At 70.6% G+C, this 13,874-nt stretch carries 16 protein-coding genes and 1 pseudogene; 13 read left to right on the top strand and 4 right to left on the bottom strand.

Annotated elements, in window-relative coordinates:
- The first annotated feature begins 1 nt into the window (after position 1).
- The 3 genes from GA0070608_RS28430 to GA0070608_RS28420 all read left to right on the top strand — a co-directional run bounded on the left by GA0070608_RS28430 (position 2) and on the right by GA0070608_RS28420 (position 3,394).
- A complete protein-coding gene (locus tag GA0070608_RS28430) occupies positions 2–2,245 on the top strand; it encodes a S8 family serine peptidase (RefSeq protein ID WP_091632164.1) in 2,244 nt (747 codons plus the stop codon).
- A gap of 82 nt (positions 2,246–2,327) precedes the next feature.
- The gene (locus tag GA0070608_RS28425; protein WP_091632160.1) at positions 2,328–3,032 is read left to right on the top strand and encodes a hypothetical protein; all 705 of its coding nucleotides are present in this window, start codon (positions 2,328–2,330) and stop codon (positions 3,030–3,032) included.
- Positions 3,029–3,394, top strand: a complete 366-nt coding sequence (locus tag GA0070608_RS28420; protein ID WP_091632156.1) for a winged helix-turn-helix domain-containing protein — start codon at positions 3,029–3,031, stop codon at positions 3,392–3,394. The genes GA0070608_RS28425 and GA0070608_RS28420 overlap by 4 nt, the downstream gene beginning before the upstream one ends.
- A gap of 27 nt (positions 3,395–3,421) precedes the next feature.
- On the opposite strand, the gene GA0070608_RS28415 is transcribed toward GA0070608_RS28420, so the two are convergent.
- The gene (locus GA0070608_RS28415; RefSeq protein ID WP_245715985.1) at positions 3,422–4,066 is read right to left on the bottom strand and encodes a TetR/AcrR family transcriptional regulator; all 645 of its coding nucleotides are present in this window, start codon (positions 4,064–4,066) and stop codon (positions 3,422–3,424) included.
- Between the two features lie 57 nt (positions 4,067–4,123).
- On the opposite strand from GA0070608_RS28415, the gene GA0070608_RS32325 reads away from it, so the two are divergent.
- From GA0070608_RS32325 to GA0070608_RS28405, 3 genes are read left to right on the top strand one after another with little or no spacing between them, the layout of a single operon-like run.
- On the top strand, positions 4,124–4,417 hold the full coding sequence (locus GA0070608_RS32325; protein ID WP_176733597.1) for a hypothetical protein: 294 nt from the start codon (positions 4,124–4,126) through the stop codon (positions 4,415–4,417).
- Positions 4,417–5,352, top strand: coding sequence for a methyltransferase domain-containing protein (locus GA0070608_RS28410; RefSeq protein ID WP_091632148.1), 936 nt, complete (start codon positions 4,417–4,419; stop codon positions 5,350–5,352). The genes GA0070608_RS32325 and GA0070608_RS28410 overlap by 1 nt, the downstream gene beginning before the upstream one ends.
- Positions 5,349–5,747: a hypothetical protein gene (locus GA0070608_RS28405; RefSeq protein WP_141719577.1), complete on the top strand. Its 399-nt coding sequence runs from the start codon at positions 5,349–5,351 to the stop codon at positions 5,745–5,747. The genes GA0070608_RS28410 and GA0070608_RS28405 overlap by 4 nt, the downstream gene beginning before the upstream one ends.
- A 133-nt stretch (positions 5,748–5,880) precedes the next feature.
- On the opposite strand, the gene GA0070608_RS28400 is transcribed toward GA0070608_RS28405, so the two are convergent.
- The 3 genes and pseudogenes from GA0070608_RS28400 to GA0070608_RS28390 form a co-directional block, all read right to left on the bottom strand.
- Positions 5,881–6,279: a MaoC/PaaZ C-terminal domain-containing protein gene (locus tag GA0070608_RS28400; RefSeq protein WP_091636390.1), complete on the bottom strand. Its 399-nt coding sequence runs from the start codon at positions 6,277–6,279 to the stop codon at positions 5,881–5,883.
- Positions 6,280–6,369: 90 nt separating this feature from the next.
- Positions 6,370–6,735: pseudogene (locus tag GA0070608_RS28395) on the bottom strand (FAS1-like dehydratase domain-containing protein); the annotation flags it as partial.
- A gap of 22 nt (positions 6,736–6,757) precedes the next feature.
- Positions 6,758–7,774, bottom strand: a complete 1,017-nt coding sequence (locus tag GA0070608_RS28390) for an LLM class F420-dependent oxidoreductase (protein ID WP_091632142.1) — start codon at positions 7,772–7,774, stop codon at positions 6,758–6,760.
- A gap of 328 nt (positions 7,775–8,102) precedes the next feature.
- Here GA0070608_RS28390 and GA0070608_RS28385 point away from each other — a divergent pair, with 328 nt between their 5' ends.
- From GA0070608_RS28385 to GA0070608_RS28355, 7 genes are read left to right on the top strand one after another with little or no spacing between them, the layout of a single operon-like run.
- Positions 8,103–9,320 (top strand): ABC transporter substrate-binding protein, encoded by a 1,218-nt coding sequence (locus tag GA0070608_RS28385; RefSeq protein WP_091632139.1) that lies wholly within the window; start codon positions 8,103–8,105, stop codon positions 9,318–9,320.
- The gene (locus GA0070608_RS28380; RefSeq protein WP_091636385.1) at positions 9,317–10,072 is read left to right on the top strand and encodes an SDR family NAD(P)-dependent oxidoreductase; all 756 of its coding nucleotides are present in this window, start codon (positions 9,317–9,319) and stop codon (positions 10,070–10,072) included. The genes GA0070608_RS28385 and GA0070608_RS28380 overlap by 4 nt, the downstream gene beginning before the upstream one ends.
- Positions 10,073–10,120: 48 nt before the next feature.
- Positions 10,121–10,537, top strand: coding sequence for a VOC family protein (locus GA0070608_RS28375; protein ID WP_091632136.1), 417 nt, complete (start codon positions 10,121–10,123; stop codon positions 10,535–10,537).
- A gap of 4 nt (positions 10,538–10,541) precedes the next feature.
- Complete coding sequence (locus tag GA0070608_RS28370; RefSeq protein WP_091632133.1) at positions 10,542–11,417, top strand: branched-chain amino acid ABC transporter permease; 876 nt, start codon at positions 10,542–10,544, stop codon at positions 11,415–11,417.
- Positions 11,414–12,391 carry a branched-chain amino acid ABC transporter permease gene (locus tag GA0070608_RS28365; RefSeq protein WP_091632128.1) on the top strand — a complete coding sequence of 326 codons (978 nt, stop codon included), beginning with the start codon at positions 11,414–11,416 and terminating at the stop codon, positions 12,389–12,391. Before GA0070608_RS28370 ends, GA0070608_RS28365 begins: the two co-directional genes overlap by 4 nt.
- Positions 12,381–13,160 carry an ABC transporter ATP-binding protein gene (locus GA0070608_RS28360; RefSeq protein ID WP_091632124.1) on the top strand — a complete coding sequence of 260 codons (780 nt, stop codon included), beginning with the start codon at positions 12,381–12,383 and terminating at the stop codon, positions 13,158–13,160. Before GA0070608_RS28365 ends, GA0070608_RS28360 begins: the two co-directional genes overlap by 11 nt.
- A complete protein-coding gene (locus tag GA0070608_RS28355) occupies positions 13,157–13,873 on the top strand; it encodes an ABC transporter ATP-binding protein (RefSeq protein WP_091632121.1) in 717 nt (238 codons plus the stop codon). Before GA0070608_RS28360 ends, GA0070608_RS28355 begins: the two co-directional genes overlap by 4 nt.
- Position 13,874 lies beyond the last annotated feature (1 nt).

Raw genomic sequence — 13,874 nt, 5'->3', positions numbered from 1 at the left:
GATGTCGAACGGATCCCGCCGCAGACCGGCGCTGGCCGCTGCTGCGCTCGTGACACTCGCCCTGCTGACACTCTCCGCGCCGGCCACGGCCGTCGCTTCGCCCACCGCAGCCACCCGGTCGGCCCCGGTTGCCGTGCAGCCCGGTGGGACGTTCCGCCCCGCGGCCGAGGACGGGATCGAAGACGCGTACGTGGTCCTCCTCGCTCTGGGCGGCAAGGAGGAGGTCGACAAGGAAAAGATCGACGCCACCACCAAGCGGCTGCTCGAGGAATACCCGGGGAAGCTGGGCTCGACGTATTACCATGCCCTACCGGGGTTCGCCGTTCGGATGCCGGCCGAGGTCGCGCGGGCGCTCAGCAAGGACCCCGAGGTCGCGTACGTGGAGCAGCAACTCGTACTGACGTTCCTCGGCGAGCAGGTAGACGCGTCATGGGCACTGGACGTCACCGACCAGCACCGGGGAATGGACGACGTCTACCACTGGGACACCGACGGATCCGGAGTCAACGCGTACGTGCTGGACAGCGGGATCCGGCGGACGCACCGCGACTTCGACGGCCGGGTCCTGACCACCGTCGCCTTCGGAGACGCTGGCGCCGGGCCGGGCGGGTCGGCCGACTGCAACGGGCACGGCACGTTGATGGCCGGTGCGATCGGCGGACGGGTGCACGGGATAGCCAAGAACGTCCGGCTGCACTCGATCCGGCTCGGCTGCGTGGAGGGGACCAGCGAGACGCTGCTCGCGGCGGTGGACTGGCTGGCGGTCAACGCGGTCCGTCCGGCCGTGGCCAACTTCAGCTTCCAGGGGCCGGCCAGCACCGTGATCGACAACGCTGCGCTGGCGCTGATCAGCCGGGGCATCTCCGTGGTGGCCGCGGCCGGCAACAGCAACGACGACGCCTGCCGCTTCTCCCCGGGCCGGCTGCCAGCGGTCATCACGGTCGGCGCGGTGCACCTGCTCGACCGCTACCCCACCTCCAGTTGGGGTGCCTGCGTGGACCTGTTCGCCCCCGGCGACCGGATCCCGACGACCGCCAACGCCAGCGACACCGCGACCGCGAGTGCCAGCCAGACCTCGCCCGCGACCGCCCTCGTGACCGGAGCGGTCGCCCGCTACCTACAGCGCTTCCCGGCCGCCCCACCGTCCCTGGTCCAGGCCGCGCTACGCAACGAGGCGAGCAGGGACCAGGTCACCGACCATCGCGGCTCGCCGAACCTGGTCCTCTACGTCGACCCGAACGGGCCGGGCAACGACGGCTTCGGGCGGACCGGGGCAGACGTCAACGGCGATGGCCGCGACGACATTGTCAGCTTCCAACGGGGCACCCCCGCCGACGTGCACGTGGCGTTGTCGACCGGATCGGGCTTCGGCGTCGGGACCAAGTGGCACGAGTACTTCGGGGCCGGCCAGGAGATACCGCTGCTCGGCGACGTCAACGGCGATGGCCGGGACGACCTGATCACGTTCACCCGGGGCAGCGCCGCTGACGTCTACGTCGCGCTCTCCACCGGGACCTCGTTCGGGCCGTCGCAGCGCTGGCACACCTGGTTCGCCGCCGGCAACGAGACCCCGGTGGTCGGCGACTTCAACGGCGACGGCCGGGACGACATCGCCACGGTCACCCGCGGCGTGTTCGGCGCACCATCGGTGGCCAGGACCGTTTACGTGGCGCTTTCCGACGGCGGCCAGTTCGTCGGCACCGGGGTGCGGTGGAGCGACGGATTCCTCGGCGGCGACGCGGTGCCGATGGCCGGAGACTTCGACTGCGACGGACGCGACGACCTGGTTGCTTTCGAACGTGGCGGCGCCGGCCGGGTGCTCGTCGGGTCTTCGCTGGGCGATCGGTTCGGGGCGGGGACGCTCTGGGGTTACCGGTTCGCGCTCGGTGCCGCCGCACCGGCGGTCGGCGACTTCAACGGCGACGGCTGCGACGACGTGGCGGAGTTCTCCCGAGGCGGCACGCCGATCGTCCGGGTCGCGACCTCGATGGTGGGCTACTGGGCCGTCCGGTCGTTCGGGGACCCGACCGTCTGGCACCGCGACTTCGCCAGTGGCGCGACGGTGCCCGGTGCCGGCGACTTCACCGGCGACGGCCGCGACGACGTGATCGCCTTCACCCGGGGCCAGAGCGCGGACGTGCTGGTCGCGCCGTCGACCGGCACCGCGTTCGCGACTGATGTCCGCAGGTGGAACGACTCGTTCGCGGCCGGGACCGAGGTGCCGATGCCGGCGGTGACCTGGTAGCGGGCCGTCCGCCGCCCAGGGGAGGCGCATCCGTACGCGTTCGGGGCTAGCGCCAACAGGTTTGTTGTGGAAACCTGTTGGCATGACTTCGGATGTGGTTTCTGCCGGTGGTGATCCCCGCCGGCTCCTGGCTGAGGCGCGTGGCCTGGCGCGCCGGGTTCGTCTGGCCCGGCGGGTGACGTGGCTGCCGCTGCTGGTGCTGGCCGCGGTGACCTTCGGCGCGATTGTCGTTTCCGGGTGGGGTCCCACGGTGGTCAGCGACTGCCGGGCGGTGGACGGCGATCAGGTGTGCAAGATCTGGGAACCAGTTCCGCAGCTCTACTGGCTGGTGGCGCTGTCCCTGGCGTACGTGGTGATCGCCGGCGGGTACCTGCGGGTTGCCCGGGCCCGGGGAGTGGACGCCCGGGTGCTGCCGTATGTGCTGACCGGTGTCGTGCTCGCGGTCGTGCTGTTCGCCGCCCTCGCCGCTGGCGCCGGTGCGTGGATCGTTTCTGACCCGCAGCTTCTCGACCCGTCCGGTGTCGTTCAGGTTCTGTTCCGGCTGCTCACTCCGATCGGCGGGATCGGGCTGGCCCTGCTGGTGCTGGCTTGGCTGGAGCGGCATCCCGCGCTGCTGGTGTTTGCCTTCGGGTACCTGGCGGTGGTGCTGGTGCCGATCAACTTCGGCTGGGGAGTCCACTGGGGCGGCCGGTGGCACGACGCACCAATGCTGATCATCGGCGGCGGCGTGCTGCTGCTGGGCAGCGCCGGCTTCGGGCTGGCGCACCGGCTGCGGCGGCCCCGGTGACCGGCCCCGACGACGCCTCGGCGCCGGACGAGGCCATACCGGCCCATCCGGTCACCGAGCTCGACGACGTGGTGCACCAACGGGTCCGGCTCGGCATCCTCACCATCGCGCACGAGGCCCGCCGGGTCGAGTTCCGCTTCCTGCGTACCCAGCTGGACCTGACCGCCGGCAACCTCTCCAAGCACCTGAGCGTGTTGGAGACGGCCGGCCTGATCCAGGTCGAGAAGGGCTACGAGGGCCGGCGCGGCCGTACCTGGATCACCCTCACCCCTGCCGGCAGCACCGCGCTCGCCGAAGAGATCGCCCAACTCAAGCAGCTCATCGCCCGCGTCGAGATCACCAACACCACGGAGGACCGATGACGGTGTCGGTGGAGACGTCGCCGCCCGCTATCTGGCGTTGGCGATGGTGGCGCCGCTGACGGTGTCCACATACCACCGCTGGTACTGCTCCAGCGGCCATCCGCGTTGTCGGACGAGCCAGTCGAAGTTGCGGACGTCCTGGGCCAACCAGAGGATGTCGGCCACCTGTTCGACGTCCAGGTCAGGGCGGAGGGCTCCCGTGCCGACGAGTTCCGCGGCGAACATGGCCATGCCACGGCGCCGCTCGTCGATGTTCTTGCGCCAGATCTCGGCGGCGTCCGGATCGGCCGTGGCCGCTCCGGCCAGCGCGAGCATCACCTGGGCCTGCCGGGCGTTGACCTCGACCAGATGGCGGGCGTAGCGGGCGAGCTTGGCGCGGGGGTCGGCGAGCGCGCGGATCTCGGCGACGAAGGGGCGGTCCGGCAGGGCCACCGGTTCGTCGTCGCCGGCCAGGGTGACGTCGACGAGCTGGGAGAGCAGTTGCCGCTTGCTGCCGAACACCGCGTACAGCGTCTGGACCGCGACGCCGGCTTCCGCGGCGACGGCAGTCAGCGGCGTGGCCGCGTAGCCGGGGTCGACGAACAGCCGGCCAGCCGCTTCGAGGATTGCTCGCCGGGTCTGTCGGGACTGCTCCTGCCGCCGGGAAGAGTCATAGCGTCTCTTGACAACCACGGCTCGAGTGTAGTGCTCTATTGGATAGAACCTAACTCTATCGAAAGGGCGCGGCCCATGCCGTTCGGTGTGTTGCAGGAGATGCCCGGCGTCAGCGAGGCGGAGTACCAGCAGGTGGAGCGACACCTTGGCCCGGACCGGCCACCGGGGCTCGTCGCCCATGTCGCCGGCCCGACCGAGGGCGGCTGGCGGATCATCAACATCTGGCAGGACGAGGCGGCGTTCCGCCGGTTCCAGTCCGAACGGCTGGTCCGGGCCGCAGGCTTGGCGGCGCAGGAGGACGGCTTCGACCCGGCGAAGGCGGCCGGCTTCCGATCGATGAGCGTCGACGGCGCCGAGATGCCGTTCTGATGGCCGACGCCGCCCTCTTGCGGTCCCGCAACGCCGCTTTCTGGACGGGAGCGGCAGCTGGCTGGATCCGCCACGCCGATCGGCAGGACAAGATCGGTCAACCGCTGGGCGCGCCGGCCATGGATCGAATTGCCGCTCAGCCGGGCGAACGGATCCTTGATGTGGGCTGCGGCTGTGGTGGCACCACGGCCGAACTCGCCACGGCGGTCGGCGAGACCGGGGCGGCGGTCGGTATCGACATCGCCGAGGCGATGGTGACCGCCGCCCTGCAACGGTTCCCCACGGACCGGTACCCGGGTATCCGGTTCCACGCGGCCGACATCGAGACCCTCGATGTCGTGCCGGGGGCACCGTTCGACGCGGCGTACTCGCGAATGGCCCTGATGCTGTTGGCGGATCCGGTCGCGGGCTGCACCACGATCCGGCGGTCACTGCGCCCGGGAGGGCGCCTCGCCGCGACCGTCTTCCGCGACGGCAGCGTCAACCCGTGGATGTCCGCGGCGATGCTCGGCGCAGCACCGCACCTCGGGCCGTTACCACCGCTACCGGTGGGCGACGAGCCCGGTCCGTTCGCTTTCGCCGACCCGGCGCGGCTCGCCCGGGTCCTCACCGTCGCCGGCATGACCGCCGTCACGATCACGCCGTGTGACGTCGCCATGGAGGCTCCAGATGATGCCGACGCGGTCGCCGAATGGCTTATCGAGGTCGGCCCCGCCGGTGCCGCGTACCGGGCGGCTCCGCTGGCTGAGCAGGCTTCGGCCCGGGCGGGGGCGGCCCGGCTGCTCGACCGGTTTCGTGAACCTGGCGTCGTCTACCGACTGCCCGCCGGCCTCTGGCTCGTCACCGCGATCGCCGCCGGCGCTGACAAACCAACCGCCGCGGCCCGTCCACCGGTCACCCACCACCGACAACCAGGTCAGGATGAGAACCGATGAGAACGATCCGAATGCTCGCGCCGACCCTCTGTCTTGTGCTCGCCCTGACGGCGTGTGCCGACGCGCCCGACCCCTCCGGGGCCGCGGCGCCGGGCACCCCCGCAGCAGCCGACGCCGCGTCCAGCGCGGTCGGATCCGCTCCTTCCGGTGGCTCGACGCCGGTGTCGGCGAAGGAGGTGTGCGCCTACCTGGACGGCCAGTTGCCGACGCTGAGGGGGATCGGGTCCGAGACGGGAACGATGGCCAACCTCACCGTGAACCTCTATTCCTGGTACGAGAAGCAGGGTGCCGTGCCGACCGGCCGTCAGATCGACGACCAGACCCGACAGGAATGCCCGGCGACCCGGACCGAGGTGCTCGAACTCGCCGGTATGGAGAGCTTCGAACGGCTGTAGCCGCCGGGAGCCGGCGCCGCCCGATCGGCGCCCGGTCGCCGGATGCGCTGTCGGACCGCGCCGCGATCGAAGACGCCTTCCTCAGCCGCTGCGCGGAGATTTGCGGCGGGTCGTCCACCGTCTCAAAGCCCGATCACCGCGCGGCTGGGCGGATGGTGAAGCGGGAGACGGCGACAACGGTGGCGCCGGCGGTTGCCTCGGCCACCAACTGGCGGTGGCCGGCATCGTCGGGGTCGCTGATCGTCGCGGTGACGGTGAGGGTGGCGCCCCCGTCGTCGGGCACCAGCAGCGGCAGCATGAACTGCGTCTCGTGGTCGAGCACTCCGGCCAGGTCCCCGATCCATTCGGTGACCGCCCGCGCGGTCAGCGCCATGGTGAGCATCCCGTGCCCGATGACGCCGGGCAGCCCCGCCCGGGTGGCGGCGTGGTCGCTGAAGTGGATCGGGTTGAAGTCGCCCGACGCGCCCGCGTAGCGCACCAGGTCCTGCCGGGTGACCTTGAACTCGCGGGCCGGGAGCTGCTGGCCGGGCACGGTCCAGCGCTGTCGCGGTTCCGCGCTGCGCTTGCCTGCCCGGGGCCGGGTGCCCCGCTCCACCAGCGTCGAGTACGCCGTACAGACCGGCTCGCCGGCCGTGGTGGCGATCTCGCTGCGAGTGGCGACGATCTGGTGTACCCCGCCGGACTGGATCTGCTCGATGTGGACGGTCACCGTCAGCTCGTCGCCGGCCTGTACGCCTCGCGTGTGCCGGAATCGCTGGCGCCCGTGTACCACCCGGCTGTAGTCCAGACCCAGCGTCGGGTCGGACAGCATGTTCCGCGTGGCGGGCAGGCTCAGCACGATGGGAAAGGTGGGCGGGACCACCGGCTGGCCGTCCCGGGGGAGGGCGGCCCCGGTGGCCACGATGAACTCCTGAATCTTCTCCTGGCTGACCCGGTACGGCGCGGTGGGCGCGAACACTCGGCCGACGAACGCCTCGTTGAGCGGCATGTCTCTCTCCTGATCGGGTCTTCTAGAGCGCGGCGGCCAGCCACGCGACCAGGTCGACGTCGGTGGTCTTGAGGGTCATGACATCGACCCCGGCATCCGCCCAGGCCGCCAGCCGGTCCCGGATCCGTTCGCGGGGTCCCACCAGGGCAAGCTGGTCGATGAGTGCGTCTGGTACCGCGGCGGCGGCCTGGGCGCGGTGGCCGCCCAGGTACAACTCCTGGATCTGCTGGGCGGCCGCCTCGTAGCCCAGTCGGGACGCCAGGTCGGCGTAGAAGTTGCGGCCGCGTCCGCCCATGCCGCCCAGGTACAGGGCGAACGCCGGTCGCAGCGCGTCCCGACAGGCCGCGAGGTCGGCTCCGGGCGCGATGTGCACCGTGGCCACGACCCGCAGCGGGCCGAGGTCCGCAGGGCGGCGGGCCAGCCCGGGGGCGAGCATGTCCCGGTACAACTCGGGCCGGTCCGGGCAGTAGAAGGCGGGCAGCCAGCCCTCGGCGAGCTCTCCGGCGAGCGCCACGTTGCGCGGGCCGTTGGCCGCCAGAAGGACCGGTATCCGTGGGCGTACCGGGTGCAGTGTGGCCTTCAGCGGGCGCGGTGGTTCCCGGTCGGCCCGCGGATACGGCAGCGGGTAGTGGACGCCCGGGTAGGTCAGCGGCTCCCGCCGGGCCACCGCCGCGCGCACGATGTCGACGTATTCGCGGGTTCGGGCCAGCGGGGAGTCGAACGCGACGCCGTGCCAGCCCTCCACCACCTGCGGGCCGGAGGTGCCCAGGCCCAGCAGGAGCCGGCCGTCGCTGAGCTGGTCGAGGGTGAGCGCCGTCATCGCGGTAGCCGCCGGGGTGCGGGCCGGCATCTGGAGTACCGCCGTGCCCAGACCGATCCGGCTGGTCATGGCCGACAGGTGGCCCAGCACGCTGACCGCGTCGGAGCCGTACGCCTCCGAGACCCACAGCGAGTCCAGGCCGGCAGCGTCGGCGCGGTGGGCCACGGCGCCGAGGTCCCGCAGGCCGGTCGAGTGTCCGAGGCTGAGTCCGAGTTTCATGAGGCCCGTTCTGTGTGTAGAACGATCATCGTCTTGATTTTGAGAACAGTAGGGACGCTGAGGGATGGGCGTCAAGAGCCGGGGTTCTCGACTCCTGCCGAGGTGAAGGCCAGAAGAGGGTTGACAACCCGCATGGCCCATTCGATGATGTTCGCCACACAGACCTTGAACATGGTTCTACTGGTAGACCGTCGGCGTCTGTTCCCGTCCGCTACTCGGACGCCGAGAGCCGGAGCTTCGGCTCATCTCCTCCACACCCCCACAGCCCGGCATCGCACATCGGTCGTCAGGGCTCTCCGGCCGCAATGCCCCACCCGCAGGAGCGACCATGTCCCGTACCCACGCGGCGCGATGCCTGAGCATCGTGGCCACCTCACTCACGCTCGCCGCAACGATCACCGCCTGCGGCGACGGCAAGGACTCCGGCGACTCGTCCGGAAAAGACATCGTGATCGGCATGGTCGAGGACACCTCGGGTGGTACCGCGGCCACGTCGGCCGAGGCGACCACCGGGATCTCGCTGGCCATCGACGAGATCAACAAGGCCGGCGGCGTCGGCGGACGATCGCTCAAGCTGATCCGTCAGAACGACGGCAGCCAGCCCAGCCAGACCCCGGCCGTGCTCCGCAAGCTGGTCAGCGACGGTGCCCGCGTCATCATCATGAACTCGTCGTCGGCGTCGGCCCAGCAGGTCAAGCCGGTCGTCGAGCAGGAGAAGATCGTGGCCGTCTCGGCGACGAACATCGCCTCCGCCATCGCGGAACCGCCGAACAACACGTTCTCGTTCATCCTGGCCAACCCGATCACTGACATCGGCACCGTGTACGCGGCGGCGTTCGAGAAGATCGGCGTCAAGCGGCTGGCCGTCATCACCGACGACTCGCCCACCATGGCCGGGCTCAACAAGGGGCTGCTGCCCATCTTCGAGAAGGCCGGCGTCACCATCGTCGCCAACGAGAAGGCGCCGCTCAACAGCACCGACGTGGCGCCGCAGCTGAGCCGCATCGACGCCGCCAAGCCCGACGCGCTGTTCGTGTCCTCGCTGGGCGGGCAGCTGGAGGTGCTGTTCCACAACACCGCGCACCAGATCATGCCGGAGCTGCCGCGGATCTCCCTGGCGTCGATGGGCAACCAGCCGGATACCTGGAAGCTGGCCAAGCCCGGCGCGTTGCGGCAGCTCGTCTACGCCAGCGCCATCTCCGCCGACAACACCCGCTCCATCGAGCTGGGCGACAAGCTCAAGGCCAAGCTGGGGGACAAGTACCTGGGGCTGACCGCGTTCGCCGCGCAGGGCTACGACACCGTGTACCTGCTGAAGCAGGCGATCGAGAAGGCCGGCGTGGACAGCAGCCCGGCGCAGGTGCGGGGCGGGCTCGAACAGATCAGCAAAACCCCGGCGAGTTGGGGACGGCAGGGCTTCACGATGAGCTTCACGCCCACCAAGCACGTCGGCAGCGACGGGCTGTGCGGCATCGTGCTGCGCCGCTTCACCGAGCAGAACCAGCCCGGCGACAACTGGGCCGACTACCAGCCGCAGTGCTCATGATCGACACGACAGCTCAGCCGCGCACAGCTTTCATCACCGGTGGCGCCCGGGGCATCGGGCGGGCGTTCGCAGAGGCGCTCGTCGCCGACGGTGCCCGGGTGGTCCTGGCCGACATCGACGAGACGGCGGCGGTGCAGGCCGCCGCCGAAATCGGGGCCGCCGTGGCGCTCGGGGTTGCCTGCGACACCGCCGACGAGACGTCGGTGCAACGCGCGGTCGACGAGGCGGTGGCGCACTTCGGCGGTCTCGACATCCTGATCAACAACGCCGGCAAGCACCTGATGGCCTGGAGCCGGCCGGTCACCGAGATCTCCACCGCCGGCTGGCGGGAGATCCTCGACGTGAACGTGCTGGGCATCGTCAACTGCGCCCGGGCCTGCCGGCCACACCTGAGCCGCAGCGGCGCGGGCGCGGTACTCAACATCTCGTCGGTGTCCGGGTTCGCCGCCACCGACGTGTACGGCATCACCAAACTCGCCGTGCGTGGCCTGACCGCCGCGCTGGCAAAGGAGTTCGCGCCCGACGGGACACGGGTGAACTGCCTGGCCCCCGGGCCGATGGACTCCGAGTCGGCCATGGCCGACCTGCCCGAGGAGTTGCTTCGCGACTTCATCGCCAACAAGCAGCTCATCCAGCGCCAGGGCCGGATGGCCGACCTCGTGGGCGCCATGCGGTTCTTCTGCGGCGCGGACAGCGCCTTCATCACCGGCGAAACCCTGATCGTCGGCGGCGGTCACCCACTTCGGGTCTGACCCGCACCGCCACCACCACCCGCACCACCACCCCAAGGAGTGAGTTCTATGTCGTGGAGCCTGCATCACGTCAACCTGCCCGCCTCGGACGTCCGGGCGATGGCCGCCTTCTACTCGAAGGTGTTCGGCATGCAGGAGAAGACGTTCCCGTTCGTCGAGGACGGCCGGGGCGCTATGCAGACGGGCAACGACTTCGTCGCCCTGTTCGAGGACACCAACCAACGGCAGATCCACATCTGCAAGCCGACCCCGTCGCTGCCGTGGGACAACGACCTGCGGCTGCACCCGGTCATCAACGGACACATCGCCATCGAGGTCGACGACATCGACGGCGTGATGCGACGGCTGGCCGAGATGGGCATGCCCTACAACGACGCCGGCACGTGGGCGTTCAAGGGATACCGGCAGGTCTACTGCTACGACCCGTCGATGAACGTCGTCGAGATCAACCAGAAGCACCCTTGATCCAATGATCCCCCTACAGGTCATCGTCTCGATCATCGAGACGGGATGCTTCTTCGGTCTGCTGGCCGCGGCGATGTTCGTGGTGCGGGAGAGTTCCGGATTCTTCAACTTCGCGGTTGGCGGGTACGCCGTGTTCGCCGGGCTCGCCTCGGCGTACTTCACCAGCGTACGAGGGCTGCCCGCCGCCGCCGGAATCGCCATCGGGGTGATCGGCGCGGTGGCGCTGGCGCTGCTGACCGAGGTGCTCGTGGTGCGGCCGATGTGGAAACCGGGCGCCAACGAGGAACTGCCGATGGTGATCGCGCTGGTGGCCACGCTGTTCGCCCTCGAACAGATCTCCGGGGTGCTGTTCGGCCGTGCCGCGTTGCCCGGGCCACAACTGGTCGGGGACGGTGCGGTACGGCTGGGCAGCGCCACGGTGACCGCTCAGGCCGCGCTGGAGATCGGGTTGACCGCGCTGGCGTTCGGGTTGCTGCTGCTGTTCATCTACCGCACCCGGATGGGTCGGGGACTACGCGCGATCGGCGAGAACACCCCGGCCGCCATCGTCCTCGGGCTGCCGGTGCGGGCGGTACGCATCGCCTCGTTCACCCTCGCCGGGGCACTGGCCGGCCTCGCCGGCAGCGTCTTCGCGGCGCGATCCGGGATCATCTTCGACAGCGCGATGGACTACACCCTCTTCGCGTTCCTGGCGTTGGTGATCGGCGGTACCGCGTCGGTGTGGGGGCCGCTGGCCGGCGGACTGATCCTGGCCACCATCCAGTCGGCCGCCATCTTCTACTTCGGCGCGGCAGCTCTGCACTACGCGACGCTCGCCGCCGCCGTGCTGTTCTTCGCCTTCCGCCCGCAGGGCATCTTCATGAAACGGGTACGGGTATGAGCGCCACCCGCTTACGGCCCCTCGCCGAACCGGTCATCTCCGGCGTGCTGCTGATCCTCGCCGTCACCTGGGTCGGCACCGACGGGTACCGGCAGGACCTCGCCGTGCTCACCGTCACGTACGGGCTGATCGGACTCGGCCTGTACTGCCACTTCATCATGGGCGACTCGCTGTCCATCGCGTACAACGCGTACGCGGCGATCGGCGGCTACGCGCTGGGCCTGGTCGCCACCCGGACCGGCTGGCCGCTGCTGGTGTCGCTGCCACTGGGCATCGTCGCCGCCGTGGTCATCTCCATGCTCCTGGGCATGGCCACCCGCCGGCTCAACGGCTTCTACCTGGCTGCCGTGACGCTGCTGTTCGGCGAGGCGTTCCAGGCATGGCTCATCGACGCGGACGGCGTCACCGGCGGCGCCGAGGGCGTGATCCTCACCCGGTCGATCAGCGTCTTCGGCGCGGAGCTCGGCAGGGACCACGTCGTGGTCATCGCGCTGGTGCTGATGTGGCTCGTCGCATTGCTACTGTCCCGGCTGCGCCGCTCGCCGTTCGGCGTCGCGCTGCGGGCCAAGGGGCAGGCCGCGGTCGCCGTCGAGGCGGCCGGGGTGCCGGTGACCGCGCTGACCCTCATCTCGCTGAGCATCGGCGCCGCGATCGGATCGCTGGCCGGCGCGGTGTTCACCTCGGCGAACCTCTCGATCCTGCCGGAGTCGATCCCGCTGTCGGTGGCGTTCCTCGCGGTGTTCATCCCGTTCCTGGGCGGGCGGTCCAGCCCGTGGGGAGTGGTCATCGGCGCGCTGCTGGTCACCCAGCTCACCTTCAACCTCAACTTCTTCCAGGGTTCCGGGACGCTCCTGTTCGCCGTCGCCGTGGTGGCGGTGCTCATCTTCGCCCCGGAGGGCCTGATCGGCCTGGCCCGCGACCTGACCGGCCGGCTCGTCGGCGCTGTCAACAGAGGCGGACGCGATGAACGCTGACATCCTTTCCTGTCAAGAGCTGACCAAGTCGTACGGCGGCGTCAAGGCGGTCACCGGCGCCTCCTTCACGGTCGGTGCCGGCGAGATCGTCGGGCTGGTCGGCCCCAACGGCGCGGGCAAGAGCACGATGGTCGACCTGATCGGCGGCGAGCAGCAGCCCGACAGCGGCCAGGTGCTCGCCGGCGGGGTGCCGCTGGCCGGCTCGCCCTCCCGCCGCGCCCGTCGCGCCGGGTTGGCCCGTACCTATCAGTATCCGCAGGTCGCCGGCGCGCTGACCGCCCGCGAAAATATCATCGTCGGCGGCCTCGCCCGAGGCCTCTCCTCCGGCCTCGGACTGCTGGCCGCGGCGGCGCGGGGCGTGGTCGCCCCGGCCGGCCGGGCGCTGCGCGAGGAGGCCGGCCAGATCGCAGCCCGCCTCGGGCTGCACCGGATCGACCGGCTGGCCGCCGATCTGACCCTCGGCGAGCTGCGGCTGCTGGAGGTGGCCCGCGCGCTGTTGCAGCACCCGCGCATCGCGCTGCTCGACGAGCCGTTCGCCGGGCTGGCCTCCGACGGCATCGCCGGCTTGTCCGAATCCATCCGCACGGTCGCCGCCGGCGGCACCGCCGTGCTGCTGGTCGACCACAACGTCGACATCGTGGCCTCGATGGCCGACCGGATGGTGCTGATGGCCGGCGGCACCGTCGTCTTCGACGGCGCACCCCGCGACTGCCTCGCCAGCACCGAGATGCAGGCAGTCTACTTCGGCACCGGGCAGGTGGATCGATGAGCGAGACAGGCCTGCGGGCCACCGACCTGACCGTCCGGTACGGACGGGCGAGCGCGTTGAACCTCACCGGCACCGAACTGCGGGTACCGGCGGGGCGGGTGACCCTCGTGGTCGGCCCCAACGGCGCCGGCAAGAGCAGTCTGGTCCTGGCGCTGTACGGCTCAGTGCCGGCGGGCGGGCAGGTGTACCTCGGGGGTCGGGACATCTCCGCGCTGCCCACCCGGGTCCGGGCCCGGTCCGGGCTCGCCCTGGTACCGCAGGGCCGGCAGCTCTTCGCCCGGATGAGCGTCCGGGAGAACCTGATGGTCAGCGCCGAGCTGCTCCGTCTGGACCCGGAGCGGGTGGAACAGGCACTGGACCGCTTCCCGATCCTGCGCACCCGCGCGAACCGGCCGGCCGGCGTGCTCTCCGGCGGTGAGCAGCAGATGATGGTGGTGGCCCGGGCGCTGATGACCGACCCCAGTGTGCTGCTGCTCGACGAGATGGCGACCGGGCTGGCCCCGCTGATCGTGGACGACCTGCTGCGCACCGTGCGGGAGCTGGCCCGGTCGGGCACCGCCGTACTGCTGGCCTCGCCGACCATCGGCGTGCTCGGCCAGGTCGCCGACGGCGGCGTCGTGATGATGCGCGGCCGCGTCGTCGCCGAACACGATGACGTCGCCGAACTGGATGCCGCCTACCAGGCAGCCATGGGCGCCATCGTGGAGGGCTGAG

The organism is Micromonospora peucetia (assembly GCF_900091625.1).
Classification (GTDB): domain Bacteria; phylum Actinomycetota; class Actinomycetes; order Mycobacteriales; family Micromonosporaceae; genus Micromonospora; species Micromonospora peucetia.
This window is presented reverse-complemented; position numbering and strand designations above follow the sequence as displayed.

Bases quoted from the DNA above. Each gene is read 5' to 3' on its own strand.
- GA0070608_RS28430 (WP_091632164.1), top strand. From the start codon at position 2: ATGTCGAACGGATCCCGCCGCAGACCGGCGCTGGCCGCTGCTGCGCTC.
- GA0070608_RS28425 (WP_091632160.1), top strand. From the start codon at position 2,328: ATGACTTCGGATGTGGTTTCTGCCGGTGGTGATCCCCGCCGGCTCCTG.
- GA0070608_RS32325 (WP_176733597.1), top strand. From the start codon at position 4,124: ATGCCGTTCGGTGTGTTGCAGGAGATGCCCGGCGTCAGCGAGGCGGAG.
- GA0070608_RS28410 (WP_091632148.1), top strand. From the start codon at position 4,417: ATGGCCGACGCCGCCCTCTTGCGGTCCCGCAACGCCGCTTTCTGGACG.
- GA0070608_RS28405 (WP_141719577.1), top strand. From the start codon at position 5,349: ATGAGAACGATCCGAATGCTCGCGCCGACCCTCTGTCTTGTGCTCGCC.
- GA0070608_RS28390 (WP_091632142.1), bottom strand. From the start codon at position 7,774: ATGAAACTCGGACTCAGCCTCGGACACTCGACCGGCCTGCGGGACCTC.
- GA0070608_RS28385 (WP_091632139.1), top strand. From the start codon at position 8,103: ATGTCCCGTACCCACGCGGCGCGATGCCTGAGCATCGTGGCCACCTCA.
- GA0070608_RS28380 (WP_091636385.1), top strand. From the start codon at position 9,317: ATGATCGACACGACAGCTCAGCCGCGCACAGCTTTCATCACCGGTGGC.
- GA0070608_RS28375 (WP_091632136.1), top strand. From the start codon at position 10,121: ATGTCGTGGAGCCTGCATCACGTCAACCTGCCCGCCTCGGACGTCCGG.
- GA0070608_RS28370 (WP_091632133.1), top strand. From the start codon at position 10,542: ATGATCCCCCTACAGGTCATCGTCTCGATCATCGAGACGGGATGCTTC.
- GA0070608_RS28365 (WP_091632128.1), top strand. From the start codon at position 11,414: ATGAGCGCCACCCGCTTACGGCCCCTCGCCGAACCGGTCATCTCCGGC.
- GA0070608_RS28360 (WP_091632124.1), top strand. From the start codon at position 12,381: ATGAACGCTGACATCCTTTCCTGTCAAGAGCTGACCAAGTCGTACGGC.
- GA0070608_RS28355 (WP_091632121.1), top strand. From the start codon at position 13,157: ATGAGCGAGACAGGCCTGCGGGCCACCGACCTGACCGTCCGGTACGGA.